This window comes from Lysinibacillus sp. COL-1, from assembly GCF_059814265.1.
Genome location: NZ_JCAWSJ010000003.1, coordinates 150,331 through 171,977, shown reverse-complemented (window position 1 = coordinate 171,977; position 21,647 = coordinate 150,331). Strand labels below are relative to the sequence as shown.

Sequence of the window (21,647 nt, the reverse complement as noted above, 5' to 3'; positions counted from 1 at the left end):
GATACTAATTACGACAAAAGGAGTGTTTGAGAATGGGAAGAAAAATTTGGGTGTTTGATACAACTTTACGTGATGGCGAGCAAGTGCCTGGTGCAAAGCTAAATCTATATGAAAAAGTAGAGATTGCACAGCAACTGAAAAAACTAGGGGTCGATATTATCGAAGCTGGATTCCCCGCTTCATCACAAGGTGATTTTGATGCTGTCAGGGCCGTAGCTGAAAAGGTCGGCAACACGAACGACATCATGATTACAGCATTAGCACGTGCAGTGAAGGCAGATATTGATGCCGTCTATAACGCTGTAAAATATGCAGAAAATCCAATGATTCACATGGTACTTGGAACATCCGACATTCATGTGGAGAAAAAATTCAGCAAATCAAAGGATCAAATTCTACAAATTGGTGTAGATGCTGTGAAGTACGCTAAATCATTATTGCCGCAAGTTCAATATTCCACAGAGGATGCGTCTCGTTCAGATTTTGAATATCTTTGGAAAACAATCGAAGCTGTTATGAAAGCTGGCGCAACTATGATTAATGTTCCTGATACGGTTGGCTTTGCAGAACCAGAAGAATTTGGAGAGATGATTTTTAAATTAAATGACCGTATGAAAAATTTAAACGATAGCGTTCTTCTAAGCGTTCATTGTCACAATGACCTAGGGATGGCAACGGCTAATACACTTGCTGCCATTAAAAATGGGGCGGATAAAGTGGAATGTACAATCAATGGTATCGGTGAACGTGCAGGTAATGCTGCATTAGAGGAAGTTGTCATGGCGCTAAAAACTCGTAGCTCCGTCTACAACGCTGAGACACGTATCAATACAAAAGAGATTATGAATACTTCACGCCTTGTTTCTAGCTTTATGGGTCTAGATGTCCAGGTCAATAAAGCTATTACGGGAGATAATGCGTTTGCGCATTCTTCTGGTATTCATCAGGATGGTTTGCTAAAATCTCGTGATGCTTATGAAATTGTCCACCCTGAAGACGTAGGTCTTGATGATATGGAGCTAGTACTAACAGCTCGCTCTGGTCGCCATGCAGTAAAAAATGCCCTTGAAAAATTAGGGTTTACTAATCTTTCTACAGATGAATTTGAAGGCATTTTTGAAGGCTTCTTAAAGCTAGCGGATGCGAAAAAGGAAGTATATGATCACGACTTATACGTTATTGTGGAAAGCTATTATGAAAAACATGATGCCAATAATAAAAATGCCACACATTATAGTGACCAATTCTTTGATATCGACGATCTACAAGTCGTCAGCAATACTAGCTTCCCTTCTGCAAGTGTGAAAGTTCGTAAAGGCGGCGAAGTCTTTAAAGCAAGTGCAGTAGGCTCTGGCCCAATCGATGCCTTATATTCAGCCATTGCAGAAATTACAAACATAGATATAAAACTAGTGGAATACAATATCAATAGTGTTTCACGAGGCAAAGAGGCTTTAGGTAAGGTGAAAATTACGATTGAGTATGATGGCGAAAAGTATATTGCCAAAGCAGCTGATACAGATATTCTAAAGGCCAGTGCCCTAGCCTATATTAATGCTATCAATAGCATTGTTGTAGCAAAATTAACACCTGTGATGAATTAAATTGAATTGAAAAAAGCAGTATGTCGTATGTGAACTACCCCGTAAAAATTAGACATCAATCTATCTTTTTGGGGTCAGATCATATGAGTCATACTGCTTTTTCAAATCTAACGACTGTCCCTCACTAATTTTTGATACTCTTCTTCAATTCGTTCAATGTCAAGACGTTCAAACAAAGGAGCTACTGCTTGAATCATTTGAGGCAATTCTACTTGTTCATGCCACATCATTTCCTGTATGCCTAACATATTCCTTACCTTCTCTGCTGAAAATGGTAAGAAAGGATGCAGTAGCTGTCCTAAATTAGCAATAATATAGACACAGGTTGCTAGTGTACGATTACTAGCCTCCACATTTTCTTTTACTTGTTGCCATGGCTGTTGTACGTCAAAATAGCGATTAGCCCCTCGAATATACTCAAAAATGGCTTCTAACGCTTGTTTAAAATGCCCTCCTTCAATCAGCCTGCCCGCTTCATTAAACAGCTGAACGGTTTGTTTACGAATATTGCTATCTACTTCAGCCTGTGGCACCTGGCTGGCAAAGGATTTCTCAATAAACTTCAATGTACGATTGACAAAATTACCATAGGCACCGAGTAATTCACTATTATGACTGTAAATAAATTCTCGCCATGAAAAATCAGTATCACGGTTTTCTGGCGCATTCATCGTTAAGAAGTAGCGAATGGCGTCTGCGTCATAACGACTTAAAATATACGGAACCCACACAGCCCAATTTTGACTAGTTGATAATTTTCGTTTTTCTAATGTTAAATATTCGTTCGATACGATATGTGTTGGTAATGCTTGCGCCCCAATTCCCATTAAAATAGCTGGCCAAATAACCGTATGGAAAGGAATATTATCCTTCCCATGGACATAATACGAAATGGTCTCTTCATTCCATAAATCTTCAATCGCTATTTGATGCTCTTTTGCCCACTCTAGACTTGCTGATAGATAACCAGCTACTGCTTCAATCCATACATATATTTTTTTCCCTTCAAAGCCTGGCACTGGGACATCTATGCCGTTTGGTAAATCTCTTGTTACTGCTCGGTCAGGAACCCCTTCTGCCAAGTAACGCTCCGTTAAACCTAAAGCATTATCTCGCCAACGTTTATGGGCCTTCGCTTCTGCCACATAAGACTCCAATCTACCTTGAAATTGACTAAAGGTAAAATAAAAATGCTCTGTCTCACGAATAACAGGCTCATTGCCACATATTTTGCAACGTTTATCTATTAAATCCAGTGGGTCTAAGATTTCTGAGCAGTTATCACATTGATCTCCCCTTGCTTTTGCACCACAATTTGGGCAAATTCCTTCAACAAATCGATCGGGTAGAAATTGTTGATCTGTCTCACAGTAAGCCTGTTCAATTTTCTTTTTGTATAAAAAATTGTTAGCTAGTAGCTGTAAAAATAGGCCCTTTACGGATTCATGATGGTGTTCTGCATCTGTTCTAGTGTATAAATCATAGGTAAATCCTAAATCACGAAAGCACTGCGTAAATTCAGCATGATAGTGATTGGCAATGGCCTCTGTTGTTGTATTTTCTTGTGCTGCACGAATAGAAATAGGTGTACCATTACAATCACTGCCTGATACATATAAAACCTGCTCACCTTTTTGTCGGTAATATCTAGCCAAAATATCACCTGGTAATAGTGCGGCAACATGCCCTAAATGCAAAGAACCATTTGCATATGGCCAAGCGCCTCCAATAACAATTGTCATTCTAGTTTGCTCCCCTCACTAAAAAATGGTAAAAAAAATCGTCCTAATCAAATCTGATTAGGACGAGTATACCCGTGTTACCACCTATATTTACAAATAGCTCACACTATTTGTCTCCATCAGTACGTCTCCATTCAAAATGAGAGATACTGCCGCTGTTGTAACGAGTGCCCATCTCGTCGTAATCTACTTGCTAAAAAGCTTTCGGTACGAAGCTCAAAGGTCATTTTCAAAAGGGTTCATTTACCTCATTTCCACCAACAGAGGCTCTCTACAAAATGCTGCTCCAATTTACTTTTCCTTTTCAATGCTTTTCCTATAGGATTGGCACTATTTTACGCTTTCTAGTGATGAAATGCAATGATTGTCGTTAAATCAACTCTATTTTTCGATAAAGATTAAAATTTAAGCAATTAATTGAATGTGATGTTTAATAACGCTGTTAAATCATCTATTATAATGTCTGCCTTTTGCAATTCGTTATCCTGTGCAAAGTCAAAACGAACGCCTATCGACTGTAGTTGATTGTCATGTGCAGCCTGAATATCCGACGAACGATCTCCCACCACTACCCCGTTCTCGATTTCATTTTCTTCTACAACTCGTTTTACTAGATCTGATTTATGCCCACTTGCAATAGATTGAATGCTGTAGATTCCCTTTATAAAACGCTCTAATTGATAGGTTTCAACAATCGCCTGTAAATAGTCAACCTGTCCATTACTCGCTATGTATAACGGATAATTCTCTGATAATGCTGCAAGAGTTTGTTCAGCATGTGGATATAAAGCTCCCTGATGATTGCGTATTTGCTCAATCAGCTTTATATGGAACAAAACATTGCTCTCTTCACGTATCTCTATTGCATGCATAGGACATAATGTTTCCCACACAACAGGTAAAGGAACGCCCATTATTTCTCTGTATTTTTCTATCGGTGTTTCTCCTTGCCACAAGCCACTTGTCCGTAGCACATCAAATGTTGCGTCGAGCGCAGGCTCTAATATAAGATTTGTTTGAAATAACGTGCCATCCATATCAAAAATAAAAGCTTTATTCATAGAATCACTCCCTGATTAATTATCAAAAAACGTCATGTGAGGCTTTTCCTGCTTATAATAAGCCAAACGATCTTGCAAAGTTCCTGTATGAAATTCAAATTTATGACCATCTGGGTCTGTAAAGTAAATCGATTTTTTGTCCTTCTCATCTCTTTGACGCCCTGTTAAAATATTGACCTTTAATTGTAGCAATTTATCATACATTTTATTATAGTCATCCTCACAAATAGTAAAGGCGATGTGGGTATAGGAATGATGGATTTCATTCCGTGGTATATCCCTCTCTACATTCAGGGCGAGCCACAGCCCATTTACATCAAAATAGGCTGTGCTTTTCCCCTTTACTAGCAATTTAGCATCGAAAACATTTTCATAGAATGCGATGGATTCCTCTAAATTGGATACAGAAAATAGTAAATGATTAATATGTTGAATGGTCATAACTAAGCTCCTAATGCTTATTTTTTACCTTTTTTTATTCCTTTAGAAATCTGCTTCCATTTACGTTGCTCCTCAAGTTTCGCCTGTGCATTGGTTTTGCGTTCCATATAAGCTAATTCTCTTTGGAGCTTAAAGTAGCTTTGGAGGCGATATTGATCCAACTCTCCATCAACAATAGCTTGCTGGACAGCACAATAAGGCTCTTTTTGATGAGTACAATCACGATAACGACAAGCTGTTGCTAGTTCCTCAATATCTTGAAAGCTTGAAGCTAAACTATCACCTTGATCCCATAATTGAAGCTCACGCATCCCTGGTGTATCGATTAAACAGCCCCCATCTGGTAATATGACTAACTCTCGATGAGTAGTTGTATGACGACCCTTAGCATCTTCCTCACGAATACCAGCAACCTTCATCAGCATCTCCCCACACAAAGCATTTGTTAAGGTCGACTTCCCTGCCCCTGAAGAGCCTAGCAATGCCCCTGTCACTCCCTCCGTGAACAATGTCTTAATTTCCATTAAGCCTTCGCCCGATAAAGCACTCGTCACAAAAATATCTACACCAAATGCTACAGACTCAACTTCTTGTACCAAGCTTGCAGTATCCTCACATAAATCTGCCTTCGTCAGGACAATCACTGGCCTTGCCCCTGAATCCCAGGCAGCTACTAAATATCTCTCCAAACGTCGAATATTAAAATCAGCGTTCAAGCTCATAACAAGTAACACGATATCGACATTTGATGCGACAATCTGTTCTTGAATTTCAGTTCCTGCAACTTTACGTGAAAATACAGATTTTCGTTGGAATAGCTGATGAATAATTGCTCGTTCCTCACCGGGCATTTTCTCTACTAGCACCCAATCACCAACTGCTGGATAGTCCTCCCGAGCTAAAGACGTATACGCATAATGACCAGCAATTGTCGCAAGCCATTCGCCCTCTTCGGCTAACACTCGGTAAGAATGCTTATGCTCTAATGTAACCCTTGCAGGCACACAATTCTTCAATTTAGGCTGTTTTTTCATTTCCATCATTTGCTCTTCAAAATACGTTGTAAAACCTACTGTTGTTAAATTCAATTTATTTTCCTCCTAAACGTACATATCCTTGACGCCTCAGCGCAATGTCTGTAATATCCGCCAGAGACTCTATCGTCATTCAGCATTTTTTGAACCACGAAAAAAACCTTGTAGCTGCAATTCGGCAGTTACAAGGTTTCACAGGCACGTTTAAAAGATACACAAATACCCCGAGTTATAGCACGGCGTCACTTTGTATATTTTAGGCGTGTGAAATGGAACAAACCGAATTGCAGTTCGCTAAAAATAGATCTATTCATCATGTCACATCACCTTCTTTCCATTTAGTTGTTATCAATATAGCTAAATTTTCAGAAATTGTCAATTATAATCTTATAAGCATTTATTCTAATCCTCGACGCATAGAATGAACAAGACCACTAAATGCGAGGAGATGTTGAATTGCCTAAAATCATTTCTATTAGCACACATCAACCACCTTACACATTACAGCAATCAAATGCAGAGGAACTAACGAAAGAGCTTTTCTATGCAAAAATCCCCAAACTAGAGCGCTACTTAAAGGTTTTTGAAAATGGTGGCATCGACACCCGCCATTTTTGTGTTCCATCAGAATGGCATCGTACGAATCACTCCTTTGAGGAACGCAATGATTTATATATTGAATTAGCTACACAATACAGCGTGAACGTCATCCAGGCATGTTTAGAAAATGATGCTTTTTTATCTTCACCCATTTCTCCCGAAGAGATTGATGCCATCATTTTTGTCAGTAGTACTGGCATTTCAACACCAAGCATTGATGCGCGTGTGATGAATAAACTTCCCTTTTCAGATCGACTGAAACGTATTCCACTATGGGGGTTAGGATGTGCTGGCGGAGCAGCAGGTGTAAGTAGAGCCTTTGATTTTTGTAAAGCCCATCCACATGCGAAGGTGCTTGTCGTTTGTGTCGAGTTATGTAGCCTCACTTTTCAGCCAAATGATTTTTCTAAAAGTAATTTAATCGGTGCTTCTCTTTTTGCAGATGGTGCTGCTTGTATTCTCGTTTGCGGAGACGACTTAACCATCGATACAAAAAAAACAACACCTTCTATTTTGGCAACAGGCTCTAAATGGATGCCAGATTCAGAAAATGTGATGGGTTGGAATGTAAAAAACAATGGACTTCATGTTATTTTTCAAAAAAGTATTCCTGCCATTATTACTAATTGGCTTGGACCATTCATTGAAAAATTTTTAATGGAACAAGGACTATATAGTGAGCAACTTACTCATTTCATCGCTCATCCTGGAGGGAAAAAGGTTTTAAAAGCTTATGAAGATACACTTTATTTGTCTCCCCAAAAAACCGACATTTCTCGGGAAATATTGCGCCAACATGGCAATATGTCATCACCAACTGTGTTGTATGTATTAGAGCAATTTATGCTACATGAAGGACAAGTGGAGGATACAGGTTTACTCATCGCTCTTGGCCCTGGTTTTTGTGCAGAAGCTGTATTATTAAACTGGAGGGAGTAACATGATCTTCTATCTTATTTTAACTATTGTCATTCTACAAAGACTGACAGAGGTTGTCATTGCCAAACGCAATGAGAAATGGATGTTTTCACAAGGAGCCTATGAAGTAGGTGCCTCTCATTATCCCTATATGGTCACAATGCATGTTAGTTTTTTTCTGTTTTTAATTGTAGAAATCGTCACAAATAACAATGGTATCTCGCCCTTATTCCCATTATTTTTTCTATTATTTATAGCTGTGCAGGCCTTAAGGATTTGGTGTATTCGCTCTTTGGGCTCCTTTTGGAATACAAAAATTCTTATATTACCTGATGCTCAAGTTGTCCGTAAAGGGCCATATGAATATATGCGTCATCCCAATTATGCGGTAGTTTGTTTGGAAATCCTTTTACTACCTCTCATGTTTCAGGCTTACTTTACAGCATTTTGTTTTACATTATTAAATATTACAATGCTTTCTGTACGAATTCCTATAGAAGAAAAAGCATTACGAGATGCTACTAATTATAATCGTGTATTTCAAAAGAAGATTTCGGAGTCTTAACCGAAATCTTCTTTTCTTCTTAATGCCATTCCCAGTTGAATGGGTCCTGTAGACGCTCCCAAGGATTATGGAACTCTTCATCCGTTAATAAACAGTTGTCCAATTGTTTGATAATATCTTCTCGATTTAAATCAATCCCAATAATAACAAGCTGTGTCATTCGATCTCCAAATTCTTCATCCCAATCCTCCAATACTTCAGGACTTTGCTGAAATACATCCTGCTGCTGTGCTTTAGGTAGGGCTGCTACCCAATAAGAAACAGGTTCAATTTTTGCAGATGAACCAGCCTGAGATAATAATAGTGCAACATCCTGATGTCTTGCACTCCAAACAATTCCCTTTGCTCGTACAATCGATTCTGGCATTTGATCACACCACTCAACAAAACGCATCGGATGGAAGGGTCTTTTGCTTTTATAGGTGAATGAAGATATTCCATACTCTTCTGTCTCTGGTGTATGATTTTCATGACCAAGCTCTAATTCCTTTAGCCAACCAGCCGACTCTGAAACCCGTTCAAAGTCAAAGCGACCTGTATTTAAAATATCTGCTGGATCAATCACACCGTTTGTTGTACGAATAAGTTTCGCTTCTGGTTGCAATGCACGCAAAATACGTTCTAACCGTTCAAGCTCCTCTGCCGATACTAAATCACACTTATTTAAGACCAGGACGTCACAAAATTCAATTTGATCAATGAGCAGATCCGCAACATCACGTTCATCTAATTCACCAACCGCTTCCTTACGTTCTAATAAGCTTTCTCCCGACTGAAAATCATGCCAAAAGCGATGTGCATCCACGACAGTAACCATTGTATCTAATTGGCAAAACTTCGTTAAATCGATGCCAAGCTCCTCATCTAAATAACTAAATGTTTGTGCAACTGGAATTGGCTCACTAATCCCCGTCGATTCAATCAAAATATAATCAATATTGCCAAGCTTCGCAAGACGTTCCACCTCCTGCAATAAATCCTCTCTTAATGTACAACAAATACAGCCATTGGATAGCTCTACAAATTTTTCCTCTGTACGCGATATACCGCTGCCATTAGCAATCAGCTCCGCATCAATATTAATTTCACTCATATCATTCACAATAACCGCGACACGTAAATCCTTGTTGTTTTGCAATACATGATTCATCATAGTTGTTTTACCAGAACCTAAATAACCACTCAATACTGTAACGGGAATTCTCTTTGTCATTATTACAACTCCTTAAATCGTAATCATTACTATTTACAATTTGTAATTAAATCATACAATATTGGAAAATGCAAAGCTTTTTATTACTTACAAAAATAAACTTGACAATATTCGGTGAGAAATATATTGTTTAAATCGTAACAATTACTATTTAAAAGGAGGGTCATACATGCGTGTTCAAATAACACTAGCCTGCACTGAAACAGGTGATAAAAACTATATAACGACTAAAAATAAACGCAATCACCCAGAAAGATTGGAGCTTAAAAAATACTCCCCTCGCCTGAAACGCGTAACAGTCCATAGAGAAACAAAATAATTTTGCAATGGGATAAATTTGGAGTAGTGCTGATGCATTTATTGAGTGGATTTCTCTATTGTTGGAGCAGGGGCAAGTGCGAGGTTATCTAATCTTGGAGCAGATGGGGCTTTCTTTAACACCAGTTTCCACACTTTGAGAACGCTGTTGGCAAACCTTTGAGCGACCTACTCTATTTTGAGAACGAAGTTTAGCTCTTCTCGAGCGGAGCTCAAGCAGCTTTCCCTTCCATCAAACGTAGCACCTCCAACATCCCTTCAAATCGAGCAACTAAAAAATGACTGTTTCAAAGGTATACATTTTGAAACAGTCATTATAAAATTTTCAGCTATACTTGCTTTCTATTGATTTCTAAAGCTAGCTCGTTCAATTTTTGATCTAATTCATCGAGCACCCTTAATCTGAAATTTATTTGTTCATCTATCTGGACTTGTTGCTTTATCGATGAGCTACTACCATCAGTTTGATTTTTGAATTCAACTAATTCATGGGTTAATCTTTCAATTTCTAAATTTTTCATCTCCAACTCTCTTAATAGTTGCTGTTGAAGGCTGTCCGCTTCTACTTTATCCCTATGATATGTTTCTAGCGCCTCTATAATATGCTTCATTTGTTTACCTGTTACTGTTGTATAGTCGCTTATTTTTTTATCTAGACCTTCAATAATAGCTTTATCATTTGTCTCAATCGAAGCTTTATGTGAGACTTGAACACGGTTCTTCAATGACTTATTTTCAGCTCGCAATTCGGCAACTTCCTTTAATAATACTTCTATGGATGCAATTTGTTTTTTTCTTTGTCCTTCTCGTTTTTGAATTTCTTCATCGTAGGCTTGAAGCTCTTTGTCAAAGTCTCTTTTCAACTTTAATAGCTCCATCGAAAGATCTTTTCTTAGTCTTGTTAATTGTATATTTTCTCGTTCGAGCCGCAGAACTAAAGCATAATAATCACTATCTCTAAGCCTTTTCACTTCATTTTTATACTTGGCTAATTCGGCCCTTAAAAAAATAATCATTTGTTGGAGCTGTATTGGATCATTGTTTTTTACAATATCATTGTCCATCATCATACCCCCTAGCCAGAATACCTTTTTAGTAAATCAACCACCTCTTCAAACTGCATTCTACTTTCCTCTAGTATTTCATCCAACTGCTTTATCCACTCCGCTTCTTGTTGTGGATGTTGTGATTGTTCAGCATCACTCTTTTCGCCTAAGACAAGAGAGGCGATTAATAAATGTAATGTACTTTTTTCAAGAAATGCAAAGCTATTATCCTGTTCATTACGGCGACTTAGTTGCTCCTTCAATAATTGATGGAGCACACTACCAAACTCTTGTTTTTCATTTTCACTCATTGTCTTCCTCCTGTGTTTGGCCCATTCCATTGAGATTAATCGGATTTAAAACGACAATACCATCTGTAAGCTGATCGCAATATGTAAAACCCATAATAGTGCCTGAATATGGTAAATTATGTGACCATTTTATTTGAAAATTAGTAAATGAAATGGTTTCATTCGGTTCGATTATTGATTTTCCTACGGGTTTCAGCCAGTACTCCTCTTTGCTTAATTTATCGTTAAAACGTTCCCAGTTGCTCTGTCCCTGTGTCTTAAAATTTGGCGTAAAATTTTCATGAACATATCTCCCAGAAAAGTAAAATGGCGATTCCTTCGGTAATGTTATACACAGATAGGGGTTTGTAATGGCTGTACTACCGATATTGTGAATATGATAGGAGCCTAAACATAAACTTTCTTGTTCAGGGTCATAAGAAATATTGAACGAGGTTGTAAAATAACTAATGAGGTTGACTCTGTTTGGAATGGTCAGCCCCTCGACCAGCTGTTTAATTTCATAAACATAAGCGTTTGTTTGTTCTTTTAATTCCTGTATCTTGTCTTCTACACGATTTTTCACTCCGTACCTCCTTACTATTTTCCATCAATTGTGCCTAGGCGTAATGGTATCCAGATTATTTTGGAAATCTGCGACATCCGCTGACTTAAAATAAAAAAAAGAGAGGATTATCCTCTCTTCAGACTGTAGACAAACTCGATGAATTTTGAGTTTGCCTACAGTCTTTTTTCTTTTACAATGAAATAAAGTAAAGCCGTTGATTTCCACTACGGGCGGACGCTTTCCGCGGGCGGGGTCGAGCTGCTTCCCTCGCTTCGCTCAGTCCAGGATCTCGACTTTCCCGCTTTTCCCGCAGGAGTCGCCGCCCTTCGTTCCAATCAACTTCTACATAAGGAATTCCTTATTCATCTATTGATAAAAAGTAAACTTTTGAGGTGATCAACCATGATGACGAAAAATCATACCAATGAACGTGAACAATTAGAAATGTTAACGATTGATCAATTAGTTCCCAACGATCATTTAGTGAGAAAACTGGAGGCTGCTATTGATTTTTCATTTATCTATCCTTTAGTAGAACATCTCTATTCACCTAATGGGCGTCCAAGTATTGATCCTGTTGTTCTCTTTAAAATGACGTTTATTCAATATGTTTTTGGCATTCGCTCCATGCGTCAAACGATCAAAGAAATTGAAACGAATATGGCGTATCGCTGGTTTTTAGGATTTGGCTTCCATACAGAAGTCCTGCATTTCTCTACCTTCGGTAAAAATTATGTCCGTCGCTTTCAAGACACCGATATATTTGAACAGATATTCTATCGTATTTTAAAAGAGATTATGCATCAAGGACTCCTCCATGCAGACCATTTATTTATCGATTCTACGCATGTGAAAGCGAGTGCGAATAAACGGAAGTATGATAAAAAGGTCGTGCGAAAAGAAACACGGGCTTATGAAGAGAAGCTTCAATTAGAGTTAAATATGGATCGTGAGGAACACGGAAAAAAGCCCTTTCCCCCGGAGAAATTTGAAAAAGAAGAATGGAAAGAAATAAAGGAAAGCACGACAGATCCTGAAAGTGGCTATTACGTGAAGGATGAACGTACGAAGCAGTTTGCATATTCCTTTCATGCAGCCACAGACGAAAAAGGCTTTGTCTTAGGTACCATTGTGACTCCGGGAAATGTGCACGATAGCCATGTATTACAGCCACTTGTGGAAAGGGTCATTCAAAACGTTCAAAAACCAATCGCCGTTGCGGCAGATGCAGCCTATAAAACACCAGCGATTACGAACTTTTTGTTAGAGAATCAAATGTTGCCTGTTCTTCCGTATACACGTCCTAAAACGAAAGATGGATTCTTCCGAAAGCACGAGTATACATATGACGAGCACTATAATTGTTATCTTTGCCCACAAGGGCAGATATTGAAGTATGCGACAACGACGAAGGAAGGATATCGCCAATATAAATCGAATCCTTTGATTTGTTCGAAGTGTCCAAGCCTTTCCCAATGTACAGAAAGTAAGCATCATCAAAAACTCATTCAACGCCATATTTGGGAGTCGTATGTGGAGGAAGCTGAACATTTACGCCATTCCTATGACATCAAACAGATTTATGCAAAGCGCAAAGAAACGATTGAGCGTGTCTTTGCCGATGCAAAAGAAAAGCATGGTATGCGATGGACAACCTTAAGAGGTCTAAAAAAATTGTCCATGCAGGCGATGCTTACTTTTGCTGCCATGAATTTAAAGAAACTGGCTACTTGGACGTGGCAAGTAGCTTAAGAGAGCAACTAAGCTCGAAGAGTATGTTGAATTTGGTAGTATATTACCAAATGTTGAAAATAAAATAGGAAGAAAAATGACAAAAGCCATCGAGAGTGAACTTCTCGATGGGCTTTTGTCTACAATCTGAAGAGAGGATTATCCTCTCTTCATGATATGACTTTCCTCTATTTGTTAGCACCGTTAACCTAAAGTTGGGAAAATAATAGGGCACTGTTGTGGACGAACTGCAGTTGGACATGAGAATGGTAAGTCTGCTCTTGGTTCGCAGAAAGTTGCTAAAAATTCCACAGTAACTGGGAATGTAGACTGAATGCTTTGACAAACGGCAACAGTAATTGTTAACGCAGAAAACGTAATTGTACCTGTTCCAGCTGCAAGTGTTCCAGTTGTACATACGAAGCAATCTAAATCTGTGTATAAGATTTCAACATCTGTACCTTTAGGAGCACATAATGTCACTTGCTCACAGCGAGAAACTGGAATTTCAGCACTTGTGAAAACAGTACCATTAGGTAAAGTAACGACAATCGTTAGAATGAAGTTCTTTTGAATATTTAAATGTTGCAGACAAACAGTTGATCCATCAATAGAGAATTGACGATTCTCACGGTTCAGGATCACAATTGGGTTTGTAGCAGCTGGAATTACTCTACATGTAACAATTGCACCAGTTAAGTCAGTCGTTGGTGTTACGCCTGGGAATGTAATTGCTCCAGTAGGAGAAATATCAAATGACATTTCTTTTACAATCCAGTCATATACCTTATCGACATTTATACAAATTAGTTCCTGCGCCTGGGATGGCATATGCTCTTGCATCCTTTTGACACCTCCATAAAATTTTTATCTTTCGTTTGTAGCATATGTTTTTCAGCTATAAGTGCATGGGCTAACAAATAGTTCCTTATGATATTTGTTAAAATCAGCAAAGGATCATTTTTTCACACACTTTCTTCTTTATAGGAAGACTAAAATGTTGAAAGGACCGGTATATTTGTAACAGAAAGTCAATATTTTTAATAAACTAATAATGGACTGAAAGGGGTGAACTACAATGGAAGAGTCAAAATTGTATACCACTCAAGAAATTGAAAAATTAAAGCAAAAAATTGAAACCTACAGAGAATCGTTAACTTCATTAAAGATGGGAACGTCAATTGAAGATTTCCTTTATATGCAGCAGGAGTTTGATGGACTGAAAACACAAATGGCCCATTTAGAAGGGATCACAGAGACATTAGATAGTAAACAAAATTCGTATATAAAAGGCTATGATGACCAAATAAAGCTTCTTTCAACACAGATTGAATCTTTGAATCAAACCATTGAAGGGATGAATCAAGAGATTTTAGCGGTTTTAAACAAATTATTAACAGTTGAAGAAAATGATACAACAACCATGCCTTCCTCCATTGAATTGCCTTCTCAAACTTCGGCTACTCTTTTACCTAGACAACCTAGAATGGCTCAGACAACAGATCAAACGACGATTACATCAGCACAGCCCTCTTATAGACTACTGCAAAGTTTGGCAGGTAAAGCTACAAACCACCAACTAAATGTAAATAATAGCGCTCCTTCTCCTGGCAATGATCTACAGGCAACTAAGCCTGAAGAGCGACATTTTAATCAACAATATTTTCAATCAATTAATACGCACCCAAGCCAAATATACAATGGTTTATACAGAAACACGACAGTTGAATCCACCTTCCATTTTAAAAATGCCACGGATGCAAAGGAAGTTCCAGTAAGTATTTATGACCCATCTGCTGTACAGCCTACTTCAAGTGATGAAAACATCGAGAATAATTCTTCTATTGTTCATGAATCGGTTAGCATTGGAACGGAAATAGTAGACGATCCTAGCGAGGTTATGCATTCTGAAAAAGAGGATAACAATCTTGAGTTTTCCCAAATATCTAAAGAATCGTTTGAACAAGTTATTTCGGAATTGCCTAGCGAGCCTGTTAGTCAAGATATTACAGCAATAGTTAGCGAACCTCTCGACCAAGTCATTTCAGAAACAATAGCTGACCCTGTTGACATTTATCATTCTCCTTCTTTAGAAACAGAGGAGTTTGTTGAAGTGTATCAAACCGGAGCAGCTTATGAGGTTCATTCGTCCCTTGAAGAGGAGAATACGCATCCTGAATCTGTAAATAAGCCGATTGAAGAAAATAAGAAGGGAAAGAACTCATTTTTCGATTTCTTTAAAAGATGGAGTTAACTTATTTATTTTTTACATCCACTATGTATTTACACACATAGTGGATGTCATGTTGTTGAAAAAAGGTAATGTCAACGGCATAATAAGCAATTTTGTAAGGCGAGGGGTTGATTTCCGTTCCGCCAGCGTCCTTTCCAGGGGGCGTCCGATGAGCCGCTTCACTCACTGCGTTCGCTCCAGGGTCTCCTCTGTGACGCTAAATCCCCTAGGAGTGACGCTGGCTCCACTCCAATCAACCATTCTGCAAAAGTGTCTTTTCCTGAACAAAATAGCCCATTATTTATAGTATAAGAGAGGATAGCCTCTTACTTTCAATGTGGAGAAGTGATGTGTGACAATACCCTCCATAAAAGAGTAGTGAATGCCTTCACTTGAACCTTTGCTAAATTTATTTTATGGGGTGGAAGGCTACTTGAGTCCCGTGGGATAGCGAGACAGGCGAGCCCCTAAACAGGGAAGCGGCTCGGCGCTCGCCCACAGGAAAGCAAGTAGCCTGCAACGGAAATCCATTTTCACCTTTCACATAAATTCTATGGATGGTTTTGTTTTTCAACACTATGACATCCACTATGTATTTACACACATAGTGGATGTCTTTTTGTTTCCAATAAAAACTGTCTTTTAAGAATTCATCGAATTTGTAGGTTTAGAAGATAATTGCCCTTAACCCCCAATCTGAACTGAATAGAATAATGAAGAAAGGGGGTGTAAAAATGTGTTTTAATAACTCAATGTGTGGCTGTTCAGGTAACGGTCATGGAAATGGTGAATGTAGTGCACTTGGACCTTTTGTAGCGATTGATGCAGCATGTATTACTCCACCAGTAGCAACAGGCTCACTCATCCCATTCGCTTCTGGAACAGTTCCGGTTATACTAGTATCACTTGCTACAGGTTTAGTGGATACAGTAAGCCTTGTGGGATTCGGTACATCTATTCCAGGCGTATCCCTTGCAGGTACTAATATCGATTTATCAGCATTAGTTGGAACAGAAGCTTTTTCTGTTTCTAGAGCAGGTTCCATTACATCTATTTCAGCTACATTCTCTGCAACTATTGGTGTAACTATAATAGGCTCGGCAACAGTTAGAGCACAAGTTTATCACGCGGTAGCAGGAAGCAATGTCTTCACTCCTACAACAGCATTTGTTGACTTAGCACCAGCTCTTTCAACAGTAGTTCTAGGTACTCTAGCAAGTGGTACAGCAAATGTTACTCCAGTACCAGTATCTGCAGGTGACCGTTTATTAATGGTGTTCTCCGCTACTTCGACAGGAGTAATTGCAACTCTTACTGGTAACGCTAGTGCAGGCATTACTATCGTATAAAATATACTATAAAGTTAAGCAAGCAAATAAGTGATTTCCAGTAACTAGGAAATCACTTATTTCTTTCACAAAATACTATTCTTTAGTTCGTCAAAGCATGCTGAATATGAGCCAAATGATGCTTACCGTGCCATGCATAGAGACCAATTGCATGTTCCAATGTTGTTAGCCCTGAATCAGGGTGATGAAAGGCTCTTTGTAATTGTTCCTCCGTTAAGCTTGTCAGTAAATAAACCCAACGTTCATGTAAATTTTCAATTAAATTAAAAGAAGTTGCTACTGGCATTTCAGAATCTGGTAATTGTGCCCATTCCGCTTCATTATATGGCTTAATGGTTGGGACATCCTCTGTTAGCGCTAGCTTAAAACGGATATAGCTATTCATATGACTATCGGCAATATGATGGACTAGCTGTGTAACTGTCCAGCCATTTTCACGATAGGATTTAGCCAATGCATGCTCGCTTGCACCACTTAATGCTTCCGCCAGTTGTTTTGGAAATAAACGAATGTCTACAATCCATTCCTGTACTCGCTGTGGAGTCATTTCTTTTGGGAATTGAAATTGTCCAATAGGGTATCGTAGATCTGTCATAGTGCTATCTCCTCCGTTTCTATTCTCTTACTTTTCCATGGTACCATTAACAGTATTGCCTATTAAAATAGAAATTGTTTTATAACGTTACTTCCATTTGCTTCTTTACGACCTCAACCAAAGCCCTTAGTGGATGAATAATTGTTTGAGCGGTCTGCTCTTCAAATTGTCTTGCCGCATCCATCATTGAGAGCTGAGCTACGGAGATGGCCTTTTGCTCACTCATTAACTTATGTAGAGCTTGTGAAATAGCATCATTATAAGCTTTCTTTTTCCCTTGCATAATGAGATCAAATGTCCCCTTGATGATTTTTGCCTCAACATTTACTGATTTCCCATGCTGCCTAGCATATTGGTGAAGTCTTGCCATCGTTCCTTCTACTGTCGCAGGATTTGTAAAAAGAATAATTTGAGGCTGTTGCACATTACATATGCTTTCAAAAAAAGGCTCGTCAATCTTTATAATGGGTATCGGGGCATTGAACACAGCCTCATTCTCTAATAAAGCAATATAATTTGTACACGTTATTAACATCGCATCCACATCACAGCTAATAATCCATTCTATTTGCTCCTTAACCTTATATGCTACACCATCACTACCTTTCGACACATGCTGTAAAACGCCAGGATCTACAAAATGAAGCAGCTCTAAATCTTCCTCACTTTGAAAAGCTTGCTCTATGTACTCTATATTTGAATGATGAGCATGCAAGCAGCCAAGTTTTTTCATCAATTGTCCCCCTCTTTCCATTGCAGCTATAGCTAGCTGCTCTCCCATTTCTTCATTCGTTACAACATTACCCAACGAGCAGTATAATTCAATATTTCGTAGAACACTTATACATACTTTACGCTAAATTCCTTTTTTGATCATATTAGTGCATATTCAATTAACTCTGTCGTTGCACTCAGTGTACTAGAGCTTTTTCGTACTCTTGCAAAGCCTGTAGCATCAACTTATATATTCATTGGTGCATCCTTTATCTCTGCTAAAATTACCTTCATAGCTCAACAACTCTTCAATCACCTTTCTTCATATATTTAAACAAAAAGAAACCGTATTATGCACGAATACGGTTTACTACTTTAATTTTTTTCTTTATTTTTTTGTTTCCTTTTCAATATGCTTTCTTGCTATTTTTAAACGTTGAATGTCCTTTTTCTTCAGAGGAATAACTTCATCCTTCATCATTTTAATGTATGAAAACATGAGTAACAGTAAAATCACGGTAAAGGGCAATGCGGCAATTAACGAGGCGGTTTGCAATGCTTCAAGCCCTCCTGTGTACAATAAAACACCTGAAATTGCAGCCATTAAAATACCCCATACTAGCTTCGATAATATTGTCGGATTTAAAGAACCTTTTGTTGTCATACTTGCCATAATGAATGTGGCGGAATCGGCAGAGGTAATTAAAAATATAACGATTAACAGTATTCCAATCACAGAGGCAAGCGTTGAAACTGGCAAGTGTTCTAACAACTGGAATAGGGCAACAGTTACATCATTATGAACAGATTGAGCGATTTCTGCATCTTGATGTAAATCAAACCACATAGCCGTTCCACCGAATGTGGCAATCCAAAAGCAAGCAATAATAGGCGGAATAATTAATACCCCTATAATGAATTCTCGAATGGTTCTCCCCTTGGATACACGAGCAATAAAGGAGCCAACAAAGGGTGACCAAGCGATTGCCCATGCCCAGTAAAAGATTGTCCAATCCTTCACCCAAGTTCCCCCAACATATGGCTGCATTCTTAAACTGTATTGAATAAAGTTAGAAATGTAATCACCTATCGCTAATGTAAACGTCTCAAGTATGAAAATCGTTGGACCTGTAATAAAAACGAATAACAGTAAGACAATCGCTAAAGTCATATTGACATTACTCAGGATCTTCATGCCCTTTTGAAGTCCTGTCGTTGCAGACAACATATAGCCAATAAACATGATAAGAATAATGGCTACTTGCAAGATAAATGTATCCGGCAAACCAAAGACGAAAGTCAAACCTCCGTTCGTTTGTAGCACGCCAAGCCCTATGGATGTGGCTACCCCCATAACTGTAGCAATGACCGCAAGAATATCGATCGTTCCTTTAACGACTCGATTTGTTCCCGTTATAGGCTCTAAAGCGGTAGAGATGAGCATATTTCTTTTTTTATTGAATTGAACATAGGCCATAACAAGCCCCAATATGGCATAAACAGACCATTGGCTTAATCCCCAATGAAAGAAGGAATAACCCATTGCCAATCTGGCTGCATCCGTTGAAAGAGGTTCTGTGTCACTAAAGGGTGGTGAAAAGTAATGACTCATAGGCTCAGCCACGCCCCAAAAAACCAGTCCGACACCTAGTCCAGCTGAAAAGAGCATGGAAATCCATGTTAGAAAACTAAATTCTGGACGACCATCTTCAGATCCTAAGCGAATGGTGCCATATTTGCTAATCGCCAAGCCAAATAGAAAAATAACGATAATAAAGACTGCCATTAAATAAAACCAACCAAAATAATCCGTTGTCATATGAAATACGCTGTTTGCTACGTTCTTAAATTTTTCCGGTATCGTTGCTCCGATAATGACTAAGAGTAAAATTGCCCCACTAGAAATAAGAAATACTGGGTTCTTTAAAATTTTATTTTGCATACAGCGCCTCCATTTATCCCAGACAGATGACCAAATTTCCTTTATTATGCGTACAATTCAAGTATTTTATTAATGAAAAAAGAAACCGCATTATCAAAAGACAATGCGGTCTACCTATTATTGTGTTTTCTGCATAAAACGTATTGCTCTACTCATAACAGTTGGTACGATAGAGGCATGATTTTCATCTAAAGCTTCATAAAAATCAACTTCCATTATTTTTTCTAACACCGTTGCCATTTGTCGTGCATCATCCACCATAAAGGTTTCAAGTTCACCTGCGCTAATAAACAATGTTTCATTCATATCTTGATGCTCGTTCAAAAATACTGACGCACATTGTACTAATTCGTGCTCATTCCACCAAATAGAAGGGCTAATAGCTAGATAGCGTTGGAAGCTAGATTGATGGTGAAATAGTTGCCAAAGCGTAAAATAACCGCCTAAGGAGTGACCAAATAATGCTTGCTGAGCTTTATTTACTGGATAATGAGCCTCAATTATTGGCTTTAACTCTTCCTCTATAAAGCGGCTAAAATCTACTGCTCCTCCAAGCTTTTCATGACCTTTTCCTTTAAATCGTGCGGGATAGATATACGTCTCTGCTGGCGCTGTAAAATCGTAAAACCTTCTTTCACGCATATCATCACCATGTTCAATGCCCACAACAATGGCTGGTTGAACTCCTGTTTTCGGTGCATTACGACTTTGTAGACGTACGGCTTCCTTTACAAGATTAAAATAAGATGAGCCATCTAGTACATACAACACTGGAAAACCTTCTTTTGGTGCTTCCTCATTTGGTACAAAGATATTAATCGTATACGTATAATCTGTCAATTTTGAAGTTATTTGTTGTGTAGCATACTCTGTTTTAGCTGTACTCATTTGTTGTCCTCCTTCAAAATGTCATAGCCATAGCACACAGGTGTATTCGTTACAGGATCTTCCATAATGCGAGCATCAATATTAAATACTTTGCGCATCACCTCTGCACTTAAAATTTCCTGTGGCGTTCCAGATTGCATAATAACACCTTTGCGCATCGCAATAAGATGATCTGAATATCTGGCAGCGTGGTTAATATCATGTAGAACCATCACAATTGTACAGTTGTGCTGCTCATTTAAACTTTTGACAATATCCAATACTTCTAACTGATGTGCCATATCTAAATAAGTAGTAGGTTCGTCCAACAACAAAATATTTGTTTCTTGTGCTAATGCCATCGCTAGCCATACACGCTGACGCTGTCCCCCAGAAAGCTGTGCAAGCTCCCGATTGCGATACTCCATCGTATTCGTGACCGTTAACGCCCACTCAATCATTTCCTCATCCTTATTCGTTAAACGATTGACGTTGTTTCGATGTGGATAGCGACCATACGCAATTAACTCCTCCACTTTTAACTGACCTGGAGCAACAGGTGTTTGAGATAATATGGCTAATTTCTTGGCTATATCTTTCGTCGATAAATTTTGCATGTTTTGCTCCTGCAAATAAACCGTCCCTTGTTGCTTTTTTAAAATACGTCCAATCGTCTTAAGGAGGGTTGATTTACCGCAGCCATTCGGGCCAATGATTGTTGTCACTTTGCCCTCCTCTATCGTTAAATTTAATCCCTCAAAGACACGAACCTGCTCATAACCAGAAGCCAAGTTTTCCATTCTAAATGCAGTTTGC

Annotated in this window: 21 protein-coding genes and 1 other annotated feature; of the genes, 7 read left to right on the top strand and 14 right to left on the bottom strand. The window is 38.5% G+C overall.

All coding sequences use genetic code 11. From position 1 onward, the window contains the following. The first annotated feature begins 32 nt into the window (after positions 1–32). Positions 33–1,604 (top strand): 2-isopropylmalate synthase, encoded by a 1,572-nt coding sequence (locus tag AC6BKE_RS05245; RefSeq protein WP_101966891.1) that lies wholly within the window; start codon positions 33–35, stop codon positions 1,602–1,604. Between the two features lie 107 nt (positions 1,605–1,711). Here the strand turns inward: AC6BKE_RS05245 and metG are convergent, their stop codons facing one another. From metG to rsgA, 4 genes are all read right to left on the bottom strand, one after another. Continuing rightward, on the bottom strand, positions 1,712–3,346 hold the full coding sequence (gene metG / locus AC6BKE_RS05240) for a methionine--tRNA ligase (RefSeq protein WP_089933745.1): 1,635 nt from the start codon (positions 3,344–3,346) through the stop codon (positions 1,712–1,714). 55 nt (positions 3,347–3,401) lie between these two features. After that, positions 3,402–3,663 (bottom strand) — a binding site (T-box leader). A gap of 96 nt (positions 3,664–3,759) precedes the next feature. Further along, positions 3,760–4,407 (bottom strand): HAD-IA family hydrolase, encoded by a 648-nt coding sequence (locus AC6BKE_RS05235; RefSeq protein WP_036128603.1) that lies wholly within the window; start codon positions 4,405–4,407, stop codon positions 3,760–3,762. Between the two features lie 15 nt (positions 4,408–4,422). After that, positions 4,423–4,848 carry a FosM family fosfomycin resistance protein gene (gene fosM / locus AC6BKE_RS05230; protein ID WP_036128605.1) on the bottom strand — a complete coding sequence of 142 codons (426 nt, stop codon included), beginning with the start codon at positions 4,846–4,848 and terminating at the stop codon, positions 4,423–4,425. Between the two features lie 17 nt (positions 4,849–4,865). Continuing rightward, entirely contained in the window at positions 4,866–5,936 is a 1,071-nt protein-coding gene (gene rsgA, locus AC6BKE_RS05225; protein WP_342504359.1) for a ribosome small subunit-dependent GTPase A, read from the bottom strand. Positions 5,937–6,338: 402 nt separating this feature from the next. Here rsgA and AC6BKE_RS05220 point away from each other — a divergent pair, with 402 nt between their 5' ends. After that, on the top strand, positions 6,339–7,421 hold the full coding sequence (locus AC6BKE_RS05220; RefSeq protein ID WP_499856100.1) for a type III polyketide synthase: 1,083 nt from the start codon (positions 6,339–6,341) through the stop codon (positions 7,419–7,421). 1 nt (position 7,422) lies between these two features. Next, a complete protein-coding gene (locus AC6BKE_RS05215) occupies positions 7,423–7,965 on the top strand; it encodes an isoprenylcysteine carboxyl methyltransferase family protein (protein WP_101966888.1) in 543 nt (180 codons plus the stop codon). Between the two features lie 19 nt (positions 7,966–7,984). Here AC6BKE_RS05215 and AC6BKE_RS05210 read toward each other — a convergent pair whose 3' ends face one another. Beyond that, positions 7,985–9,178 (bottom strand): GTP-binding protein, encoded by a 1,194-nt coding sequence (locus tag AC6BKE_RS05210; protein ID WP_036128614.1) that lies wholly within the window; start codon positions 9,176–9,178, stop codon positions 7,985–7,987. Between the two features lie 169 nt (positions 9,179–9,347). Between AC6BKE_RS05210 and rpmG the strand changes: the two genes are divergently transcribed. Beyond that, positions 9,348–9,497, top strand: a complete 150-nt coding sequence (rpmG, locus tag AC6BKE_RS05205) for a 50S ribosomal protein L33 (protein ID WP_036128616.1) — start codon at positions 9,348–9,350, stop codon at positions 9,495–9,497. Between the two features lie 328 nt (positions 9,498–9,825). Here rpmG and AC6BKE_RS05200 read toward each other — a convergent pair whose 3' ends face one another. Genes AC6BKE_RS05200 through AC6BKE_RS05190 form a run of 3 tightly spaced genes read right to left on the bottom strand, consistent with a single transcriptional unit; the run spans position 9,826 to position 11,418 of the window. Beyond that, positions 9,826–10,560 (bottom strand): hypothetical protein, encoded by a 735-nt coding sequence (locus AC6BKE_RS05200; protein WP_499856099.1) that lies wholly within the window; start codon positions 10,558–10,560, stop codon positions 9,826–9,828. 11 nt (positions 10,561–10,571) lie between these two features. After that, positions 10,572–10,853 (bottom strand): hypothetical protein, encoded by a 282-nt coding sequence (locus AC6BKE_RS05195; protein ID WP_036128620.1) that lies wholly within the window; start codon positions 10,851–10,853, stop codon positions 10,572–10,574. Further along, positions 10,846–11,418, bottom strand: coding sequence for a hypothetical protein (locus tag AC6BKE_RS05190; RefSeq protein WP_036128622.1), 573 nt, complete (start codon positions 11,416–11,418; stop codon positions 10,846–10,848). Before AC6BKE_RS05190 ends, AC6BKE_RS05195 begins: the two co-directional genes overlap by 8 nt. Before the next feature lie 384 nt (positions 11,419–11,802). Here AC6BKE_RS05190 and AC6BKE_RS05185 point away from each other — a divergent pair, with 384 nt between their 5' ends. Next, complete coding sequence (locus tag AC6BKE_RS05185; RefSeq protein ID WP_499856098.1) at positions 11,803–13,152, top strand: IS1182-like element ISBsp5 family transposase; 1,350 nt, start codon at positions 11,803–11,805, stop codon at positions 13,150–13,152. A gap of 183 nt (positions 13,153–13,335) precedes the next feature. On the opposite strand, the gene AC6BKE_RS05180 is transcribed toward AC6BKE_RS05185, so the two are convergent. Beyond that, positions 13,336–13,974 carry a BMQ_0737 family morphogenetic spore coat protein gene (locus AC6BKE_RS05180; protein ID WP_036128625.1) on the bottom strand — a complete coding sequence of 213 codons (639 nt, stop codon included), beginning with the start codon at positions 13,972–13,974 and terminating at the stop codon, positions 13,336–13,338. Positions 13,975–14,209: 235 nt separating this feature from the next. Between AC6BKE_RS05180 and AC6BKE_RS05175 the strand changes: the two genes are divergently transcribed. Further along, positions 14,210–15,385 (top strand): hypothetical protein, encoded by a 1,176-nt coding sequence (locus tag AC6BKE_RS05175; RefSeq protein WP_499856096.1) that lies wholly within the window; start codon positions 14,210–14,212, stop codon positions 15,383–15,385. 713 nt (positions 15,386–16,098) lie between these two features. After that, positions 16,099–16,713: an exosporium glycoprotein BclB-related protein gene (locus tag AC6BKE_RS05170; protein WP_058843893.1), complete on the top strand. Its 615-nt coding sequence runs from the start codon at positions 16,099–16,101 to the stop codon at positions 16,711–16,713. Positions 16,714–16,795: 82 nt separating this feature from the next. On the opposite strand, the gene AC6BKE_RS05165 is transcribed toward AC6BKE_RS05170, so the two are convergent. The 5 genes from AC6BKE_RS05165 to AC6BKE_RS05145 all read right to left on the bottom strand — a co-directional run bounded on the left by AC6BKE_RS05165 (position 16,796) and on the right by AC6BKE_RS05145 (position 21,631). Then, complete coding sequence (locus AC6BKE_RS05165; protein ID WP_499856093.1) at positions 16,796–17,308, bottom strand: YfiT family bacillithiol transferase; 513 nt, start codon at positions 17,306–17,308, stop codon at positions 16,796–16,798. A gap of 79 nt (positions 17,309–17,387) precedes the next feature. Then, entirely contained in the window at positions 17,388–18,044 is a 657-nt protein-coding gene (locus tag AC6BKE_RS05160) for a hypothetical protein (RefSeq protein WP_499856091.1), read from the bottom strand. 366 nt (positions 18,045–18,410) lie between these two features. After that, positions 18,411–19,964 carry a BCCT family transporter gene (locus AC6BKE_RS05155; protein ID WP_058843891.1) on the bottom strand — a complete coding sequence of 518 codons (1,554 nt, stop codon included), beginning with the start codon at positions 19,962–19,964 and terminating at the stop codon, positions 18,411–18,413. A 117-nt stretch (positions 19,965–20,081) separates the two neighbouring features. Beyond that, entirely contained in the window at positions 20,082–20,852 is a 771-nt protein-coding gene (locus AC6BKE_RS05150; RefSeq protein WP_342535147.1) for an alpha/beta hydrolase, read from the bottom strand. Further along, positions 20,849–21,631, bottom strand: a complete 783-nt coding sequence (locus tag AC6BKE_RS05145; RefSeq protein ID WP_036128674.1) for an ABC transporter ATP-binding protein — start codon at positions 21,629–21,631, stop codon at positions 20,849–20,851. The genes AC6BKE_RS05150 and AC6BKE_RS05145 overlap by 4 nt, the downstream gene beginning before the upstream one ends. Positions 21,632–21,647 lie beyond the last annotated feature (16 nt).

Excerpts from the sequence above, each read along its gene's own strand:
- AC6BKE_RS05150 (WP_342535147.1), bottom strand. The coding sequence starts at position 20,852 with ATGAGTACAGCTAAAACAGAGTATGCTACACAACAAATAACTTCAAAA.
- AC6BKE_RS05245 (WP_101966891.1), top strand. The coding sequence starts at position 33 with ATGGGAAGAAAAATTTGGGTGTTTGATACAACTTTACGTGATGGCGAG.
- AC6BKE_RS05200 (WP_499856099.1), bottom strand. The coding sequence starts at position 10,560 with ATGGACAATGATATTGTAAAAAACAATGATCCAATACAGCTCCAACAA.
- AC6BKE_RS05175 (WP_499856096.1), top strand. The coding sequence starts at position 14,210 with ATGGAAGAGTCAAAATTGTATACCACTCAAGAAATTGAAAAATTAAAG.
- AC6BKE_RS05235 (WP_036128603.1), bottom strand. The coding sequence starts at position 4,407 with ATGAATAAAGCTTTTATTTTTGATATGGATGGCACGTTATTTCAAACA.
- fosM (WP_036128605.1), bottom strand. The coding sequence starts at position 4,848 with ATGACCATTCAACATATTAATCATTTACTATTTTCTGTATCCAATTTA.
- AC6BKE_RS05165 (WP_499856093.1), bottom strand. The coding sequence starts at position 17,308 with ATGACAGATCTACGATACCCTATTGGACAATTTCAATTCCCAAAAGAA.
- AC6BKE_RS05180 (WP_036128625.1), bottom strand. The coding sequence starts at position 13,974 with ATGCAAGAGCATATGCCATCCCAGGCGCAGGAACTAATTTGTATAAAT.
- AC6BKE_RS05185 (WP_499856098.1), top strand. The coding sequence starts at position 11,803 with ATGATGACGAAAAATCATACCAATGAACGTGAACAATTAGAAATGTTA.
- AC6BKE_RS05145 (WP_036128674.1), bottom strand. The coding sequence starts at position 21,631 with ATGGAAAACTTGGCTTCTGGTTATGAGCAGGTTCGTGTCTTTGAGGGA.
- rpmG (WP_036128616.1), top strand. The coding sequence starts at position 9,348 with ATGCGTGTTCAAATAACACTAGCCTGCACTGAAACAGGTGATAAAAAC.
- AC6BKE_RS05170 (WP_058843893.1), top strand. The coding sequence starts at position 16,099 with ATGTGTTTTAATAACTCAATGTGTGGCTGTTCAGGTAACGGTCATGGA.
- AC6BKE_RS05195 (WP_036128620.1), bottom strand. The coding sequence starts at position 10,853 with ATGAGTGAAAATGAAAAACAAGAGTTTGGTAGTGTGCTCCATCAATTA.
- AC6BKE_RS05210 (WP_036128614.1), bottom strand. The coding sequence starts at position 9,178 with ATGACAAAGAGAATTCCCGTTACAGTATTGAGTGGTTATTTAGGTTCT.
- AC6BKE_RS05215 (WP_101966888.1), top strand. The coding sequence starts at position 7,423 with ATGATCTTCTATCTTATTTTAACTATTGTCATTCTACAAAGACTGACA.
- metG (WP_089933745.1), bottom strand. The coding sequence starts at position 3,346 with ATGACAATTGTTATTGGAGGCGCTTGGCCATATGCAAATGGTTCTTTG.
- AC6BKE_RS05155 (WP_058843891.1), bottom strand. The coding sequence starts at position 19,964 with ATGCAAAATAAAATTTTAAAGAACCCAGTATTTCTTATTTCTAGTGGG.